We start from the raw sequence: 15,066 nt of genomic DNA on the forward strand, positions 1-15,066 counted from the left end.
CCTTCAGGCGAGGCTGACGCATGGAGAAGGAGGAAGAAACTACCTCATGGTACAGGGTAGCAGGAGGTGTGGGGAGTGGACGGAGGGTTGAAAAAAAGCCTGATCATCAGGTTGCTGTGGTAGGGGCGGCAATAGGCGTAAGTGGCCAGGAAACAGCGGATGAAAGTCTTGCAAACAAAACGAAGTTAAAGAGGGCAAGGCTCACGTTCATCTGGTGCAAGGAAGAAGCGAAGGGCCAACCGTCCAAAAAGATGTTTGGCAGCATAATCACGGACAGACTATCGGAAAAGGTTGGGGTATCAAAAGAAGAAACCTTTTTGAAAATGCACATAAGACCCAAAGGTGGAGCGGGCCATGGTAGCCGAGACCACAAATCTATCTGCCAAAGAAAACCAGATGCCGCCCCCGTGGCTTTGTAGCCACTCTTTTCCGGGAATCTGCTTTGTCCGCACCCTTCCCTGATCCCACAAACCCAGCAAGCCTACCTTGCCAGGAAACAGGTAGATTCTGTAGCTAAACAGTTCAACCCGGGTCTCCAGGTTGAGGTAAAAAGTACGGTCACCAACTTTCCTGCTGCCAATGAAGGGCACTGGGGGCATAGTAAATCCGTTCTGTACAGGAACAAGTGTAAAACAACAGGAGAATAACCCCTCTAATCTAAGAAGTAGTTTGGGTGTATTCATTTTCTATTGGAAAGCCAATAAGCTAGCTTACAATGCCTTACTGTAAATACTACCCGTGAGTTCTAAGGCGGATTCCCGGGAAGGCGCAGGGGATTTTATCCGATAGATAAAAAAGGAGGGGCACTATCTGCTGTCTGGGCGAATTACCATGACTTCTGCTCTATAGAGCCAGGGCTAGTTTCTTCTGGACCGCCAGGGTAACTCGCTATGATGGTCCTCCAGGTGGTATTGGTCTGATCCCGGTGTCAGCCCGCGAACGCGTTGGTGGCATACCGGTTCCACTCAGCGGGGCGGGAGCAGGGTTGGCAAGCCCGGCCAGGCTTTATGTGGGGTAGGCAGGTGGGCAGTTCCGTCAACTCGAATTGCAGATGTCCTATAAACAAGCTGACCTTCTCCCAAGCGTATAAGGTTTTTATATTCCTGATAAGCTTACACTAAGGCCTTGTTTCCTATGCCCGTTCCCGGTGGGTAGCCAACCACCAGGCATTTTTCTACGTTTAGTTTTTACAGGAAGCGCCCAACAAAAGAGCTTTTTCTAGGAAAACCCAAACCCGAAGACGATGAATTACACAGAAAATTTTGAAGGCATAAAGATTGATGTACAAGCAGTAGATATCACCATTTCAGATGGAATCCAGCAGCGCGTGCGCGACACCATCACCAAAATGAAACGCTACGTGCATGACATCAACTGGGTAGACGTGTACCTGAAAGTAGAACCGAACCATGCCACTAATAGCAAAACCGTGAGCATGCGCCTGGGTATTCCGGGCCAGGATGTGTTTGCCTCCGATTCTGGCGAGGAGTGGTTCCCCATAATGAAGAGCCTGGAGGATAAATTGCAAAAACAACTGGAGAAACGGTAATCCTGTTTTGGTACCCCATACTTAGAAGCCTGGCTGTGTAAAGCCAGGCTTTTTTTGCCTCCTCTAATTGAAGGATATATTTTCTAAGTTATAATGCCTCTTCTCCTGCATCAATAACGTGCTGGACTCTGAGCCTATTCATAGGGATTCAGGAAGCACTAAAATATCTGTTTTTTTGAGTTACAGGTAAAAGAAACAACTTAGCTGTCCTGGACCAGTTTTGCCCCATGTCATGTCGTTCCCTAACAGTAGCGGCAAGTAGAGGCCTTTCTAAAAGTTTGAACTTGTCTTTCAGGTAGCCTTTGCCGAACTTCGCCTTTTTGCAGCTTATTCAAGTATCAAACAAGCTTTCTATCTCTGCACCATTTAGGTAGGGCCGGATCAGTATCATCGTAGCTCCCTTTCACCCTACGGTAAATGTAAGAATTTCTGTTTGTTAGCTTGTTTCTATGGCCAATTATGGAGAAAGATGAGTGGCGGGAGGATTGGGAGAGGGTATTTTCAATAGAAGTCTCCTAGGCCAGAATCAAAAGTTTGCAGAGATTTTTCAACGACGAAGTTTTTATGGCAGATATCATCCGATTGTTACCCGAGTACCTGGCCAACCAGATCGCCGCTGGCGAGGTGGTGCAGCGCCCGGCCTCCGTGGTAAAGGAGTTGTTGGAGAATAGCGTAGATGCGGGCAGCACCAGCGTGACCTTGATCATCAAAGACGCGGGCAAGCAACTCATTCAGGTAGTGGACGACGGTCTGGGCATGACCGAGACCGATGCCCGCATGTGCTTTGAGCGCCACGCCACCTCCAAGATAAAAACCACTGAAGACCTGTTCCGCATCAAGACCATGGGGTTCAGGGGCGAGGCCATGGCTTCTATTGCGGCCGTGGCCCAGGTAGAGCTGAAGACCCGCGCCCGGGGGGCAGAGTTGGGTACCTGCCTCACCATTGAAGGCAACGAGGTGCTCAAACAGGAACCCGTGGCCATGGCCCAGGGAACGGTGGTGAGTGTGAAGAACCTGTTCTTCAACGTGCCCGCCCGCCGCAATTTCCTCAAGACCAACCCCGTGGAGATGCGCCACATTCTGGACGAATTCCAGCGCGTGGCCCTGGCCAACCCGGAAATCGCCTTTGCCCTGTACCAGAACGAGGTGGAGGTGATGAACCTGCCCGCCGGCAAGCTGAGCCAGCGAATCGTTAGCATTTTTGGGAAAGAGTACAAAGAACAGATGGCGGCCTGCGAGGAGACCACGCCGTTCCTCACGGTGAAGGGGTACATTGGCAAACCGGAATACGCGAAGAAAAGCCGCGGCGAACAGTTTTTCTTCGTGAACAACCGCTTCATCAAAAGCCAGTACCTGAACCACGCGGTGCTCACCGCCTTTGAAGGCCTGCTGCCCAAAGACAGCTTCCCGTTTTACGTCTTGTTTCTGGAAATAGCCCCCGAAACGATTGACATCAACGTGCACCCCACCAAGACCGAGATCAAGTTCGAGGACGAGAAAACGGTCTACGCCATTGTGCGGGCCGCCGTGAAACAAAGCCTGGGCCTCCATAACATTGCCCCGTCGCTTGATTTTGGCGCCGATGTGAACTACATGCCCCTGCAGCCCATGAAATTCCCGGCCTCCATGGATTTTGAGATGGCGCCGGCGCAAGCCCCCAAAGCCTCTTCCCCCATGAATACCCCAGCTTCGTTTTCCTCCCGCGCCTCCGGCGGCGGTGGGCAGCACCAGGAGCGAGATACGCCGCCCACGCGGGAAGTGTCAAGGGCCAATACCGAGGAGCACAGCCACTTGTTCCCGGAAGAGGAAGATTCCTTTGCGCCGGCCAAGAACACCATGACGGGCGGCTCCAAAACCCTGCAGGTGCACCAGAAATACCTTATGGTGCAGGTGAAGTCCGGGTTGATGGTGGTAGACCAGCAGGCGGCGCAGGAGCGTATCCTGTACGAGAAATACAGCCAGGCCCTGGGCAAGCGAACTGGTGCCTCGCAACAACTGCTCTTCCCGCAGACCCTGCAGCTCTCGCCCGCCGATTTCTCTCTGGTGATGGAATTGACCGAGGAGTTCACGGCCCTGGGCTTCGTGTTCAATGATTTCGGGAGCAACACCTTGGTAGTGAACGGCATACCGGCAGAGATTCCGCTGCGCGATGAGAAGGAGTTGATTGAAGGGCTGCTGGAGCAGTACAAGAACAACCTGAGCGCCCTGAAGGTAGACCGGCAGGAGAACCTGGCCCGGGCCATGGCCAAACGGGTTGCCTCGCGCCTCACCGGCCGCCTGAGCGACCAGGAGATGAATGCCCTGGTAGACCGCCTCTTTGGCTGCCAGGTGCCCAACTATACGCCCAGCGGCCAGAAAACCCTGGTGATCCTGCAAACCGAACAACTGCAAGACCTTTTCCTGAGAAATTAACGGGTGGAGGCCGCCTCAACGGCACTGTGAAGACCTGACCAACAGATTATTTGAACCGGGCCAGATACCAACTGCCGGGTTTCTCCGTACTGTTTTATGCAGAACTATTCCGCCAGAAGTCTGTTGCACGTGCGGAAAGAGACCTGGCGCTATGGTTTTTGCCCGGCTTTCTATTTTATTTGACCTATATACCTACTTAACGCTACCCTATGCCACCCATCACGCCCATGGTGCGTAACCTGCTTATCCTGAATGTGCTCATGTTCATTTTAACGGATAGGCTGTTTCCCCAGGAGTTGTTCGCCCTGCACGATATCCGCTCAGACCTTTTCCGGCCGCACCAGTTCATCACGCACATGTTCATGCACGGCAACCTCATGCACTTGTTCGGGAACATGTTCAGCTTGTTCATGTTTGGGCCTTTGCTGGAGCGCCACTGGGGCGAGGGGCGTTTCCTTACCTTTTACATGATCACGGGCCTGGGTGCCAGTTTACTGTACTCAGGGGTGCGGTACTATGAGATCAGCCAGGTCATGGACGGGGTGACGGCCTTCATGCAGAACCCAGACCCTATTGATTTCAAAAACCTGCTGGAAACGGCCGGGGTGAACCTGCGGGGCATGGAATCCTTTCTGGTGGAGTTCAACCGCAACCCTTCAGACCCACAATTCATCACGCAGGCCAAGGCGTTCTCGGCGCGTTTGTCAGATGTGATGGTGAACAGCCCCATGCTGGGGGCTTCCGGGGCAGTGTTCGGGATCTTGATGGCCTTTGGCATGCTTTTCCCTAACACGGAGCTCATGCTGCTGTTTTTCCCCATCCCCATCAAGGCCAAGTATTTTGTGCTCATGTACGGGGCGTTTGAGATGTATGCCGGCTTGAACCGGACGCCGGGCGACAATGTAGCTCACTTCGCCCACTTGGGCGGGATGCTTTTTGCGTATATCTTGCTGAAACTCTGGGAACGAAAACGCAATAATTTCTACTAAGCTATGACCAGTATTTTTGACGATATAAGATCAGCCTTCACCAAAGGGAACAACGCCCTGCACCAGCTCATTTTCATTAATGTGGTGGTGTTTGCGGTGCTGATCGTGTTGCGCACCATCATGACCCTGAGCGGTTCAGGCAGCACCTTCGGGTACCTCATGACCTTCCTGAGCCTGCCTTCTAATTTGCAGCTCTTCGCCTTCCGGTTCTGGACTCTCATCACGTATTTCTTCACCCACCTGGAGTTCTTCCATATCCTCTTCAACATGCTCAACCTCTACTGGTTTGGCATGCTCATCAGGGAATACCTGGGCGACAAGCGGCTGGTGAACCTGTACATTCTAGGTGGCCTGGCCGGGGGCTTGATCTACCTCTTGAGCTACAACACCATTCCGTACCTGCAGCTGCGGGCGGAGGGTTCTTTCATGATGGGTGCCTCTGGCAGTGTGATCGCCATTATGGTGGCCGCCGCCACGCTGTTGCCTAATTACACCTTCAACCTGATCCTCATTGGGCCCATCCGCATCAAGTACATTGCCCTGGTCATGGTGTTGCTCTCTATCTCAGGCGCCACCGGCGGAAACGCGGGCGGAAACATTGCCCACTTAGGCGGTGCGTTGCTCGGGTTCTTCTACGTGCGGCAACTGCAGGGCGGTTCTGATATGGGCCGGCCGTTACAGGCGGTGCTAGGCTTCTTCAGGGGCTTGTTCCAGCGCCGGTCCCCGCTGAAGGTGGCCTATAAAAACCCCAACCGGCCCTATTCGGCTTCGGCTTCCTCACCGGTTTCTTCGGCGTCCAACATCCCCGGTAACCCGTCTCAACTGGAGATAGACCAGATCCTGGACAAGATTTCCGTCTCTGGCTATGAAAGCCTCACCAAAGAAGAAAAGCAGAAACTGTTCAAGGCCAGTCAGAAGTAGTTATTAGTTGGTGGTTGCTAGTTATTCGTTTTGGTTTGAGGGTGGTTTTTAGGCTGTTTTAGGTAAACAAAGGCTAAAACAAGACGACGGATTTGCCTCAAAGGGGATGGGACAACCCTTATCCTAGGTTTGGAAGTAAGGCCCCGCATTTCGTCCCCCTTTGAAGGGGGTAGGGGGATGACTTCTCCTACAGATCAGGTCGTTCCCGAAAATCATTTTCTATTTATGGCGTGGAAGTCGGGGTGACCTCTCGTGTTTAGCCTGATTTTTCGTAGGGGCAATCCCTTGTGGTTGCCCTTGCGTTTAGCGGAAGGTGAACAGTTATTTTACAACCTTCATTATCCTAAGCCTTCAAAAGGGCGGATTCGTGGCTGCTCCGATCCCTACCTTTTTCCATTATCAGGAGCATTTCTAGTTCGCACACAAGATCCTTTCAGGATGACAAAGTAGGGAGTAGAGCTAAGCTTATAACAATTAAAAGTCTTCCGGTATGGATCTAGATGTGGTTAATAGGTGCTATTCTGATAGGCTGAAAATAAGTAACCAGAAAAAAGAAAAGGCCTCGCTGACATACTCCGCGAGGCCTTCCCTTTTTAGATGCATGGTTTGTTAAGAAACCTTGTCTCCGTTTTGAGCGTGTTTTCTGGAAACAAGGCTGGAATCTACCGTGTCTCTGCTGCTTTTCAGCATATCGCCTATGGCGCCAATGTTCCCTAAGGTTTCCACGGCGGCGGTAGGGAGGAAAATCTTGTTGGCGGGGCCCATGGCAATTTTCTCCAGGGCCTCAAAAGACTTGTAGGTGAGCACGCGGTCGTCTAACCCTGCCTCCAGTAACAAGCGGATTCTGGTTTTTTCGGCTTCGGCTACGTCGGCGATGGCCCGGGCCTGGCCCAGGGCTTGGAGCTCAGCTGAAGCGCGTTCGCCCTCGGCCCGGAGGATCTTGCTGGTCTTGTCGCCCTCGGCGCGGAGGATCATGTCTTGTTTAGCGGCTTCGGCTTCCAGAATGGTGGCTCGGCGGTTCCGCTCGGCTTTCATCTGCTTGTCCATGGCTTCCTGAATGTCCATAGGCGGCTTGATGTCGATCACCTCCACGCGCTCAATGCGCACGCCCCATTTCTCCGTGGCCTCGTCCAGAGCCGTCCTGATTTCCGCAGAAATCCGCTCGCGGCCCGACAGGGTTTCATCCAGTTCCAGGTTGCCTATGATCTGGCGCATGGTGGCGGTGGTAATGTTGCGCACGCCTAGTACGTAGTCAAAGATGCCGTAAGTGGCCTGCTCGGGGCCTACCACTTGATAGAACACGATGGTGTCAATAAGCACCTGCACGTTGTCGCGGGTAATCACGGATTGGGGCGGCACGTTCGTCTGCTGAATACGCAGATCATGGTACACACGCACGCGGTCCACGATGGGGATGAACAGGTTAAGGCCCGGGTGCATGATGCGCTGGAACTTGCCCAGGCGTTCTACCACGGCCACCCGTTGCTGCTGAATGATCCTTACGGAAAGGGCCAGCAGCACAATGACAGAAGCAAGAATGATGAGAGAGGTGGTCATAGGTTAGATAAGGTTAAGGAATAAATGACAGGTTATAGAGGGCCAAGAAGGGTTACTTGATGGGTACCACCAGCAGCACCGTGCTGCTTTGGCTAATGACCACAATGCGCTGACCAGGGGCTAACTCTTCCTGGGCGCTGGCCGACCAGATCTCAGTACCCACCCGCACAATGCCCAGGCGGGTAGGGGAGATAGGTTCCAGCACTTCTCCCTGGCGGTTGGTAAGCTGGTGGGCGGGATCAGAATACCCTTTGGCCCGACGCAGGCGGGTAGTGAGCGGTTTGGTGAAGAAGATCAACAGCAGGGCTGAGATGCTGGCGGCCGCGGGCGGAAGCCAGTAAATGTCGGGGAACAGGTACGCCAGAACGGCGGCAACCAGCACCGCGATGCCCAGCCACAGCAGGTAGAAAGTGCCCGTGACCATCTCTGCCACCAAGAGCAAGATGCCTGCCGTCAGCCACAGCCACCATAATTCCAATTCCATAAAGTCTCCAAGGTTAATAAGTCAAGGTAAAAATTTTCAGGAGATAAGCAAGGAAAAGGCCTAATAACTAAGGGATTTGGAGGCCTTTTTTGGAAAAAGGGCTGGAAACAGGTCGGGCAGGGCAAGCCCGGCAACAACGGGAAGATATCTCCTGAATTATAGTATTTTAGGTCTTTCAACTATTCTGTAACTCACCCACTATGAAGAAAAATTTATACGTACTGGCTGCCATGGCAGCGATGGCTTTGGCTGGCGTTGAAGCCCTGGCGCAACGCACCTACCTGCACTGTGGCCAACTGATTGACGGGGTCAAGAACCAACCCCAAACGGAGATGACCGTGGTCATTGAAGGAAACCAGGTTGTGGGCGTGCAGAAAGGCTACTCGTCTCCCGCCGCCGGGGCCAAGGTCATCGATCTGAAGAACAAAACGGTCCTGCCCGGCTTCATGGACATGCACGTGCACTTTGAAAGCGAGACCAAGCCCAATGCCATTGCCGAGGCCATCTCTCTGAACAAAGGAACCGTGGCTTTCCGGTCGGCCAATTATGCCGAGCGGACGCTGCTGGCCGGCTTTACCACCGTGCGTGATTTAGGCGGCAGCGGGGTGAACGTGCAGCTTCGCGACGCCATCAACCAGGGATTGGTGAAAGGGCCGCGTATGTTGGTGGTCAGGAAAGGGATCTCGGCTACGGGTGGCCACATGGATCCCACCAACGGATACCGCGCAGATTTCCAGGGTGACCCTGGCCCGGCGGAAGGCGTGGCCAACGGCCCTGATGAGTGCCGCAAGGCGGTGCGCTACCAATATAAGAACGGGGCCGACCTGATCAAGATCGCCTCTACCGGCGGTGTGTTGAGCGTGGCCAAAGACGGCTCGGCCCCTCAATTCTCGGAAGAAGAACTACGCGCCATTGTGGAGACTGCCCGTGACCTGGGCCTCAAAGTAGCGGTGCACGCCCATGGCGCCGAGGGCATGAAGCGCGCCGTACGGGCCGGAGTGACTTCGGTGGAGCACGGCACCCTCATGGACGAGGAAACCATGGCCCTCATGAAGAAGCACGGCACCTGGTACGTGCCCACCCTCACCGCCGGAAAATCAGTGGCGGATTCTGCCAAGATCAAAGGCTATTACCCGGCGCTGGTGACCCCCAAAGCCCTGGCCATTGGGCCGCAGTTACAGGGTACTTTTGCCAAAGCGTACAAAAAAGGGGTCAAAATCGCCTTCGGCACCGATGCCGGGGTGTTCATGCACGGCAAAAACGCGAAAGAGTTCGAGTACATGGTTGAGGCCGGCATGTCGCCCCTGGAAGCCATCAAAGCCGCCACCGTCAGCGCCGCGGAGCTGATAGGCATGTCAGACAAACTGGGCACCGTAGAGAAAGGTAAGTTCGCTGATTTGGTGGCCGTCACCGGTAACCCCTTGCAGGATATTAAGGTGCTGCAACAAGTGAGCTTCGTGATGAAAGACGGGGTGGTGTACAAGCAGTAAATTGGTTATTACTGTCTTTTAAGAGAAAAAGGCTTAAACCTGCCGCGGGGCGGAGGTACTTCTGGGCCATACGAAGCCTAAGGAAAATCTTAAAATGCCTTTCCTACCTCCCTCTTTGTCATCCTGAAAGGATCTTGTGCACGAACTAGAGAAGCGTTGAAAAAAGGCTATTACCGTTCGCCCACAAGATCCTTTCAGGATGACAAAGGGGGAAGTGAATCAGGTAGCCCGGCTTCTTTCCTTTACAAAAAAACAGCCTCAAAACAAAAGGAGCCCGGCTATTTGGTCGGGCTCCTTTTGTACAATAAGTTACAAAACGCTTAGGCGTTGGCAGGCATGTTGTCTAACACGTCCATCACTTCGCGCACGGCTTTCTCAGAGGCTTTCAGAAGCGCCATCTCGTCTTCGTTCAACTGGAGCTCAATCACGCGCTCCACGCCGTTTTTGCCAAGTACTACCGGTACCCCTAAATAGGTGCCGGTGATGCCGTACTCGCCTTCCAGCTTGATACACACCGGGAACACGCGCTTCTGGTCGCGCACAATGGCTTCCACCATCTGGGCGGCGGCAGAACCCGGGGCATACCAGGCCGAAGTACCCATCAGTTTCACCAGTTCACCGCCACCGTTTTTGGTGCGGTCTACAATGGCGTCCAGCTTGGCTGGGTCAATCAGCTCCGTAACCGGAATACCGCCCACGGTGGTGTAGCGCGGAAGCGGCACCATGGTGTCGCCGTGGCCCCCCATCAATACCGCCTGAATGTCTTTAGGGGATACGTTCAGTTCCTCAGCCAGGAACGCACGGTAGCGGGCGGTGTCTAGGATACCGGCCATGCCTATCACCTTGGTGCGGGGCAGTTTAGAGGTAATGTGCGCGGCATAGGTCATCACGTCCAGCGGGTTAGACACCACAATGATGATGGCCTCAGGCGAATGCTTGATCACGTTCTCAGTCACGGAACGCACGATGCCGGCGTTGGTGCTGATCAAATCATCGCGGGTCATGCCGGGCTTGCGGGGCAGGCCAGAGGTGATCACCACCACGTCTGAGTTGGCAGTGCGGGTATAGTCGTTGGTGACGCCCACGGTGCGGGTGTCATACAGGTTGATAGGGGATTTCTGCCAGATATCCAGGGCCTTGCCTTCGGCGAAGCCTTCCTTGATATCTACTAACACTACTTCATTGGCGATTTCGCGGTACGCTAAAACGTCGGCACAAGTGGCCCCAACGTTACCAGCTCCAACTACGGTTACTTTCATTCGGTTTTATTTGGTTAGGTTGATGTACTTTCTACACTACGCGGTGAATTTAGGAAAAAGGCGGTCACCTGAAAATTCTGCCTGCCTTTTTAATTGTTGATTGTCAATTGCTGCTTGTTTTTTGGCTTGTTTTCCAGAAAACAGCGGTGAAACGGCCATTCCCCAAAATTTCTCCAAATCCACTTTCTACGTCTGGACCCTTTAGCAATCAATCAATCAATCAATCAATCAATCAATCCGGCTGACGGTGATTTCCAGTACCTCCTGGGACGTTTCTGAAAGCTTGAACCGGTTGTCCAGTTGCTGGCCAATGACCCAGGCAAGCGAGGCGTCTGAGACTAATACCCAAACATTGGGCTTAAGGTTGGCCGGTACTTTCCTGTCTATCAAGAGGTCGCTCACTTTTTTCTTGCCGTTCATGCCCAGGGGCACAAACCAGTCGCCTTCTTTCCAGGGGCGCAGCTTGAGCGGGAATTTCAGCAGGTCGGCATCCAGGGCGGCAATATCTTTGGAGCGCGGCACCTTGTAGCCTTGGGCGGGTTTACGGGCTATTTTGGCCAAATAGGGCCCAAAACGTACCTCGGTGGCGTCTGGGGGCAAGGTCAGGCTGCCGAATTTCTCCAAGGGCTTGCCGGTGATAACCAGGTCCTCACGGTCTTTCACCAGCACGTGGGTGGGCGAGGCGAAGGCTTTGCCGGAGAGCCCGTCCCAGGCGGCGGCGATCTCCTGGGCTTGGCTGTAAGAGAAGTGGAACGGTTTTAGCAATTCATGCAGCAGCACTACTGGCGCGGGACTGGCTTGCAGCGGCGCAATAGAAAGGTAAATGGCGCCGTTCTCTTCGCGCTGCGTTTTCGCCTTTAGTTCCTGAAAAGAGGCCTGAAACACGGCCTCAGCGCCTTGCAGGCGTTCCAGGGTGTGGGTGAAGGTTTCCTCCAGGTTGGGGTTGAGTTGCTTGAGCACGGGAATAACCTCATGGCGCACCTTGTTGCGGTTATATTTGAGGCTCTCATTGCTGGAATCTTCGCGCCAGGCCAGGCGTTTGGCCACGAGCCAGTCATACAAATCATCTTTGGTGAGGCCCAGCAGCGGGCGGATGAGGTTCCCGTTTTGGGGCAGAATTCCGTGAAGTCCGGCCAAACCGGTGCCGCGCACCAGGTTCAGGAGTACCGTCTCCAGCGCGTCTGACTGGTGGTGCGCCGTGGCGATGACGTCATAGCCCAGTTGCTGGCGCATCTGCTCAAACCATTGGTAGCGCAGGGTGCGGGCCGCCATCTGGGTGGAGATGCCTTCCTGCTGGGCGAAGGCCTGGGTCTGGAACTGCTCGCTGTAGAAAGGGGCGTCGTACTGCTTGGCCAGCTTGCGCACGAACAGCTCATCGGCGTCAGACTCCTCGCCGCGTAGCCCGAAGTTGCAGTGCAGCACGGCAAAAGGCAGCTTGAGGCGGTGCAGGACGTCGGCCAACACCACAGAATCAAGGCCTCCGCTCACGGCGGCCAGGACCCTGGTCTCTGGCGTGGCCAGCTGGTGGGTAGTGATATAGTTTGAAACTTTCTCGAGCATGGGTGAAGGAAAGGTGTTGGATTGCATCAAGCGCACTTTTAGCCTGCAAATGGAAGGGGAGAGAACCTGCTGGAAGAATTTTTACCGCGTCACAGGGCGGCTAGCTTGCGCAAAAATTACTTCAGTAGGAGGCCACTCTAACCTTTTTCGCTTACAAAAACGAATGTTAAGCTTGATCTTAGTAAATTTGTTTCTCTTATAGGCATTGATGAAGTTCACAAAGATAGGTTTCGTATCTCTTTTCTCCCTCTTTTCTGCTGTTTTGGCCTTTGGCCAGGGCACACCTGCGCCGCAGGGGGGAGGCCAGCCGGTAGAGGTGTCCGCCAATACGCTGCAATCTGGAACGTACAATGGCGAGGAGGTGCGCAGGCTGCTGGGAAACGTAGTCATGCGCCAGGGCCAAACCACGCTCACCTCAGACTCGGCGTACCAGTACGCCAGTGACCGCAACAAGCTGGAAGTCTTCGGGAACGTGCACATCACCCAGCCCGGCATGGATGCCACCAGCAACACCGCCAGCTATGACGGCACCCGCCGCATTGCCACCATGCGCGGCAACGTGACCCTGCGCGACGAGCAGATGACGCTCACCACCCCGTCGCTGGACTATGACCTGAACGCCAAGCGCGCCTATTACACCCAGGCCGGGAACATTGTGGGGCCAGATTACACCATCCAGAGCCAGTTTGGGACCTATACTTCTACTGATAAGGTGCTCTCTTTTAAGAAGAACATCAAATACGTGGGGCAGAACGCCGAGGTGGTGAGCGATACCATGTCCTATAACACGGTCTCCAAAGTGGTGGAATTCTTCGGGCCTACCACCATCAAGTCGCCAGACGGCACGCTGTTCGCCCACCGGGGCACCTACAACACCGTCACCCGCGAGTCTAACTTCAGGGGCAACGCCAGCATCAAGACGCCAGATTACCTCATCAAAGGCGAAGTGCTCACCTATGACAAGGGCAAGGAATACTACACCGCCTCGCGCAACGTGTCCATGACCTCCATCAAAGACACCACCATCATCACCGGGCAGACTGCCTTGTACTGGCGGGCCTTGGGCCGCGCCAAGGTTTACGGCTCTCCCGTGATGCGCACCATTGAAAACCGCGATACCATGTACCTCTCAGCAGATACGCTGGTCTCCGTGGAGAATGTGAAAGACAAGACCAAAAAAGGCAAGCTGTACGCCTACCATGACGTGCGCATCTTCAAGTCTGACTTGCAGGGGCTCTGCGATTCGCTCACCTATGACCAGAACGACTCCACCATCTACCTGAACCGGAACCCCCGCCTGTGGGCAAACAAAAACCAGATGACCGCCGACAGCGTGGTGCTGCAGTTGCGCAACGGCACCATAGACCAGATGCGGATGTTCGGGAATGCCTTCGCCATCTCCATAGACACGCTGGAGAACTACAACCAGGTAAAGGGCCGCGCCATGATTGCCCGGTTCGCCGAGGGTAAGATCCGGCGCATTGACGTGAACGGAAACGCAGAGAGCCTTTACTTCGCCCTGCAGGGCGATACCACCACCATGGGCATGAACCGCGCCGTGAGCAGTGACATGCGCCTGGTATTCCAGGCAGGGGAGGTGCAGTACATCACGTTCCTGGAGCAGCCAGACGCCAAACTGATCCCGCCCCATGAGCTGGAGGAACCAGATACCCGCCTCAAAGGGTTTGTTTGGCGCAGTGACGAGAAGCCTACCCGGGCCCAGGTACTGGCGCCCAGGGGAGCCAAGAAAAAAGTTTCACCGGTGAAACCCAAGGGTTCACCCGCAAAGGCTACCCCACCCGCCAAGCCTGCCAAAAAGCAAAAAGCCGTTCCTGTTTCCACCCAGGGAGGTAAAAAGCCTTTCGCCAAGGCCGTGCCGGCGCAGTAGAGGACAGCTTATACTGAAAAGGAACCCCCAAACGTTCTGGTAGATATAAAAAAAATCGTTATTTTTGCGCGCTTATGACCAAACGCCATCTTTCTTATTTGCCTATCCTGCTCATAGTTCTACTATTGGGCGCCTGTGGGCAATACAATAAAATCCTGAAAAGCGACGACGTAGATAAAAAGTACGCCGCCGCCCTCTCTTACTATGAGAAAGAGGACTATGATAAAGCCGGAGCCTTGCTGGAAGACCTGATGCCCTTGTTGAAAGGGCGCAGTGAATACGAGCGGGCCAACTTCCTTTACGCCTATACCAAGTACCACCAGCACCTGTACCTGGAAAGCTCTTTCCACTTCACCTCGTTTGGGCAGACCTTCCCCCGGAGCCAGTTTGCCGAGGAGGCGGCCTTCATGAACGCCAAGTCGTTGAGCAACGAGTCGCCGTCTGTGAACCTGGACCAGCAGAGCACTGCGCAGGCCATGGCCGCCTTGCAGGAGTTCATGCGCCGCTACCCGCAAAGCAAGTACATGGCAGATGCGAACAAGATCTATGATGAGCTTTCACGCAAGATTGAGGTAAAGGCCTTTGACGTGGCCAGGCAATACTACAAACTCACCAACTATGACCCGCAGTACTACAAAGCGGCCGTGGTTGCGTTAGAGAACTTCCGCAAAAGCTTCCCTTCCAGCATCTATAATGAAGAGGCCGCGTATCTGCGTATTGACGCCCAATACAACTACGCCCGCGAAAGCATTGAAAGCAAACAGAAAGACCGGTACCTGGACGTGATCTCTATGTACCAGACCTTTGTAGACACCTATCCTAAGAGTAAGTTTCTGCGTAACGCCGAAGGCCTGTATGAGTCCAGCCGCGAAGCCGTAGAGAAACTGGGCAAGAGCAGCCAACCAGCGGCGGCCACTGCCACCAACAACTAATCATTTTTGTATAACCCAATTCACT

The 15,066-nt window shown here is 54.1% G+C and carries 13 protein-coding genes; 8 read left to right on the forward strand and 5 right to left on the reverse strand.

The annotated features are described in order from the left end of the window. Nucleotides 1-20 precede the first annotated feature (20 nt). From FOE74_RS07340 to FOE74_RS07360, 5 genes are all read left to right on the forward strand, one after another. Nucleotides 21-419 (forward strand): hypothetical protein, encoded by a 399-nt coding sequence (locus FOE74_RS07340; RefSeq protein ID WP_149097940.1) that lies wholly within the window; start codon nt 21-23, stop codon nt 417-419. A gap of 824 nt (nt 420-1,243) precedes the next feature. Further along, a complete protein-coding gene (gene hpf / locus FOE74_RS07345) occupies nt 1,244-1,549 on the forward strand; it encodes a ribosome hibernation-promoting factor, HPF/YfiA family (RefSeq protein WP_149097941.1) in 306 nt (101 codons plus the stop codon). Nucleotides 1,550-2,113: 564 nt separating this feature from the next. Then, a complete protein-coding gene (gene mutL, locus FOE74_RS07350; protein ID WP_149097942.1) occupies nt 2,114-3,961 on the forward strand; it encodes a DNA mismatch repair endonuclease MutL in 1,848 nt (615 codons plus the stop codon). A 209-nt stretch (nt 3,962-4,170) separates the two neighbouring features. Next, nucleotides 4,171-4,950: a rhomboid family intramembrane serine protease gene (locus FOE74_RS07355; RefSeq protein ID WP_149097943.1), complete on the forward strand. Its 780-nt coding sequence runs from the start codon at nt 4,171-4,173 to the stop codon at nt 4,948-4,950. 3 nt (nt 4,951-4,953) lie between these two features. Further along, entirely contained in the window at nt 4,954-5,871 is a 918-nt protein-coding gene (locus tag FOE74_RS07360; RefSeq protein ID WP_149097944.1) for a rhomboid family intramembrane serine protease, read from the forward strand. A gap of 609 nt (nt 5,872-6,480) precedes the next feature. On the opposite strand, the gene FOE74_RS07365 is transcribed toward FOE74_RS07360, so the two are convergent. Together FOE74_RS07365 and FOE74_RS07370 are read right to left on the reverse strand one after the other, a co-directional pair. Then, a complete protein-coding gene (locus FOE74_RS07365) occupies nt 6,481-7,428 on the reverse strand; it encodes an SPFH domain-containing protein (protein ID WP_149097945.1) in 948 nt (315 codons plus the stop codon). Between the two features lie 52 nt (nt 7,429-7,480). Continuing rightward, on the reverse strand, nt 7,481-7,912 hold the full coding sequence (locus FOE74_RS07370; protein ID WP_149097946.1) for an NfeD family protein: 432 nt from the start codon (nt 7,910-7,912) through the stop codon (nt 7,481-7,483). Nucleotides 7,913-8,112: 200 nt separating this feature from the next. Here FOE74_RS07370 and FOE74_RS07375 point away from each other — a divergent pair, with 200 nt between their 5' ends. Further along, nucleotides 8,113-9,402 (forward strand): metal-dependent hydrolase family protein, encoded by a 1,290-nt coding sequence (locus FOE74_RS07375; RefSeq protein ID WP_149097947.1) that lies wholly within the window; start codon nt 8,113-8,115, stop codon nt 9,400-9,402. Between the two features lie 320 nt (nt 9,403-9,722). Here FOE74_RS07375 and mdh read toward each other — a convergent pair whose 3' ends face one another. Genes mdh through tilS form a run of 3 tightly spaced genes read right to left on the reverse strand, consistent with a single transcriptional unit; the run spans nt 9,723 to nt 12,221 of the window. Continuing rightward, nucleotides 9,723-10,661, reverse strand: coding sequence for a malate dehydrogenase (gene mdh, locus FOE74_RS07380; RefSeq protein ID WP_149097948.1), 939 nt, complete (start codon nt 10,659-10,661; stop codon nt 9,723-9,725). Nucleotides 10,662-10,697: 36 nt separating this feature from the next. Then, nucleotides 10,698-10,844 (reverse strand): hypothetical protein, encoded by a 147-nt coding sequence (locus FOE74_RS21180; protein ID WP_188686478.1) that lies wholly within the window; start codon nt 10,842-10,844, stop codon nt 10,698-10,700. Between the two features lie 45 nt (nt 10,845-10,889). Then, a complete protein-coding gene (gene tilS / locus FOE74_RS07385; protein WP_149097949.1) occupies nt 10,890-12,221 on the reverse strand; it encodes a tRNA lysidine(34) synthetase TilS in 1,332 nt (443 codons plus the stop codon). Nucleotides 12,222-12,429: 208 nt separating this feature from the next. Between tilS and FOE74_RS07390 the strand changes: the two genes are divergently transcribed. Beyond that, nucleotides 12,430-14,109: an OstA-like protein gene (locus FOE74_RS07390; RefSeq protein WP_149097950.1), complete on the forward strand. Its 1,680-nt coding sequence runs from the start codon at nt 12,430-12,432 to the stop codon at nt 14,107-14,109. A 74-nt stretch (nt 14,110-14,183) separates the two neighbouring features. After that, nucleotides 14,184-15,041, forward strand: a complete 858-nt coding sequence (locus FOE74_RS07395) for an outer membrane protein assembly factor BamD (protein ID WP_149097951.1) — start codon at nt 14,184-14,186, stop codon at nt 15,039-15,041. Nucleotides 15,042-15,066 lie beyond the last annotated feature (25 nt).

This window comes from Rufibacter glacialis (genome assembly GCF_008271745.1).
Taxonomy (GTDB): domain Bacteria; phylum Bacteroidota; class Bacteroidia; order Cytophagales; family Hymenobacteraceae; genus Nibribacter; species Nibribacter glacialis.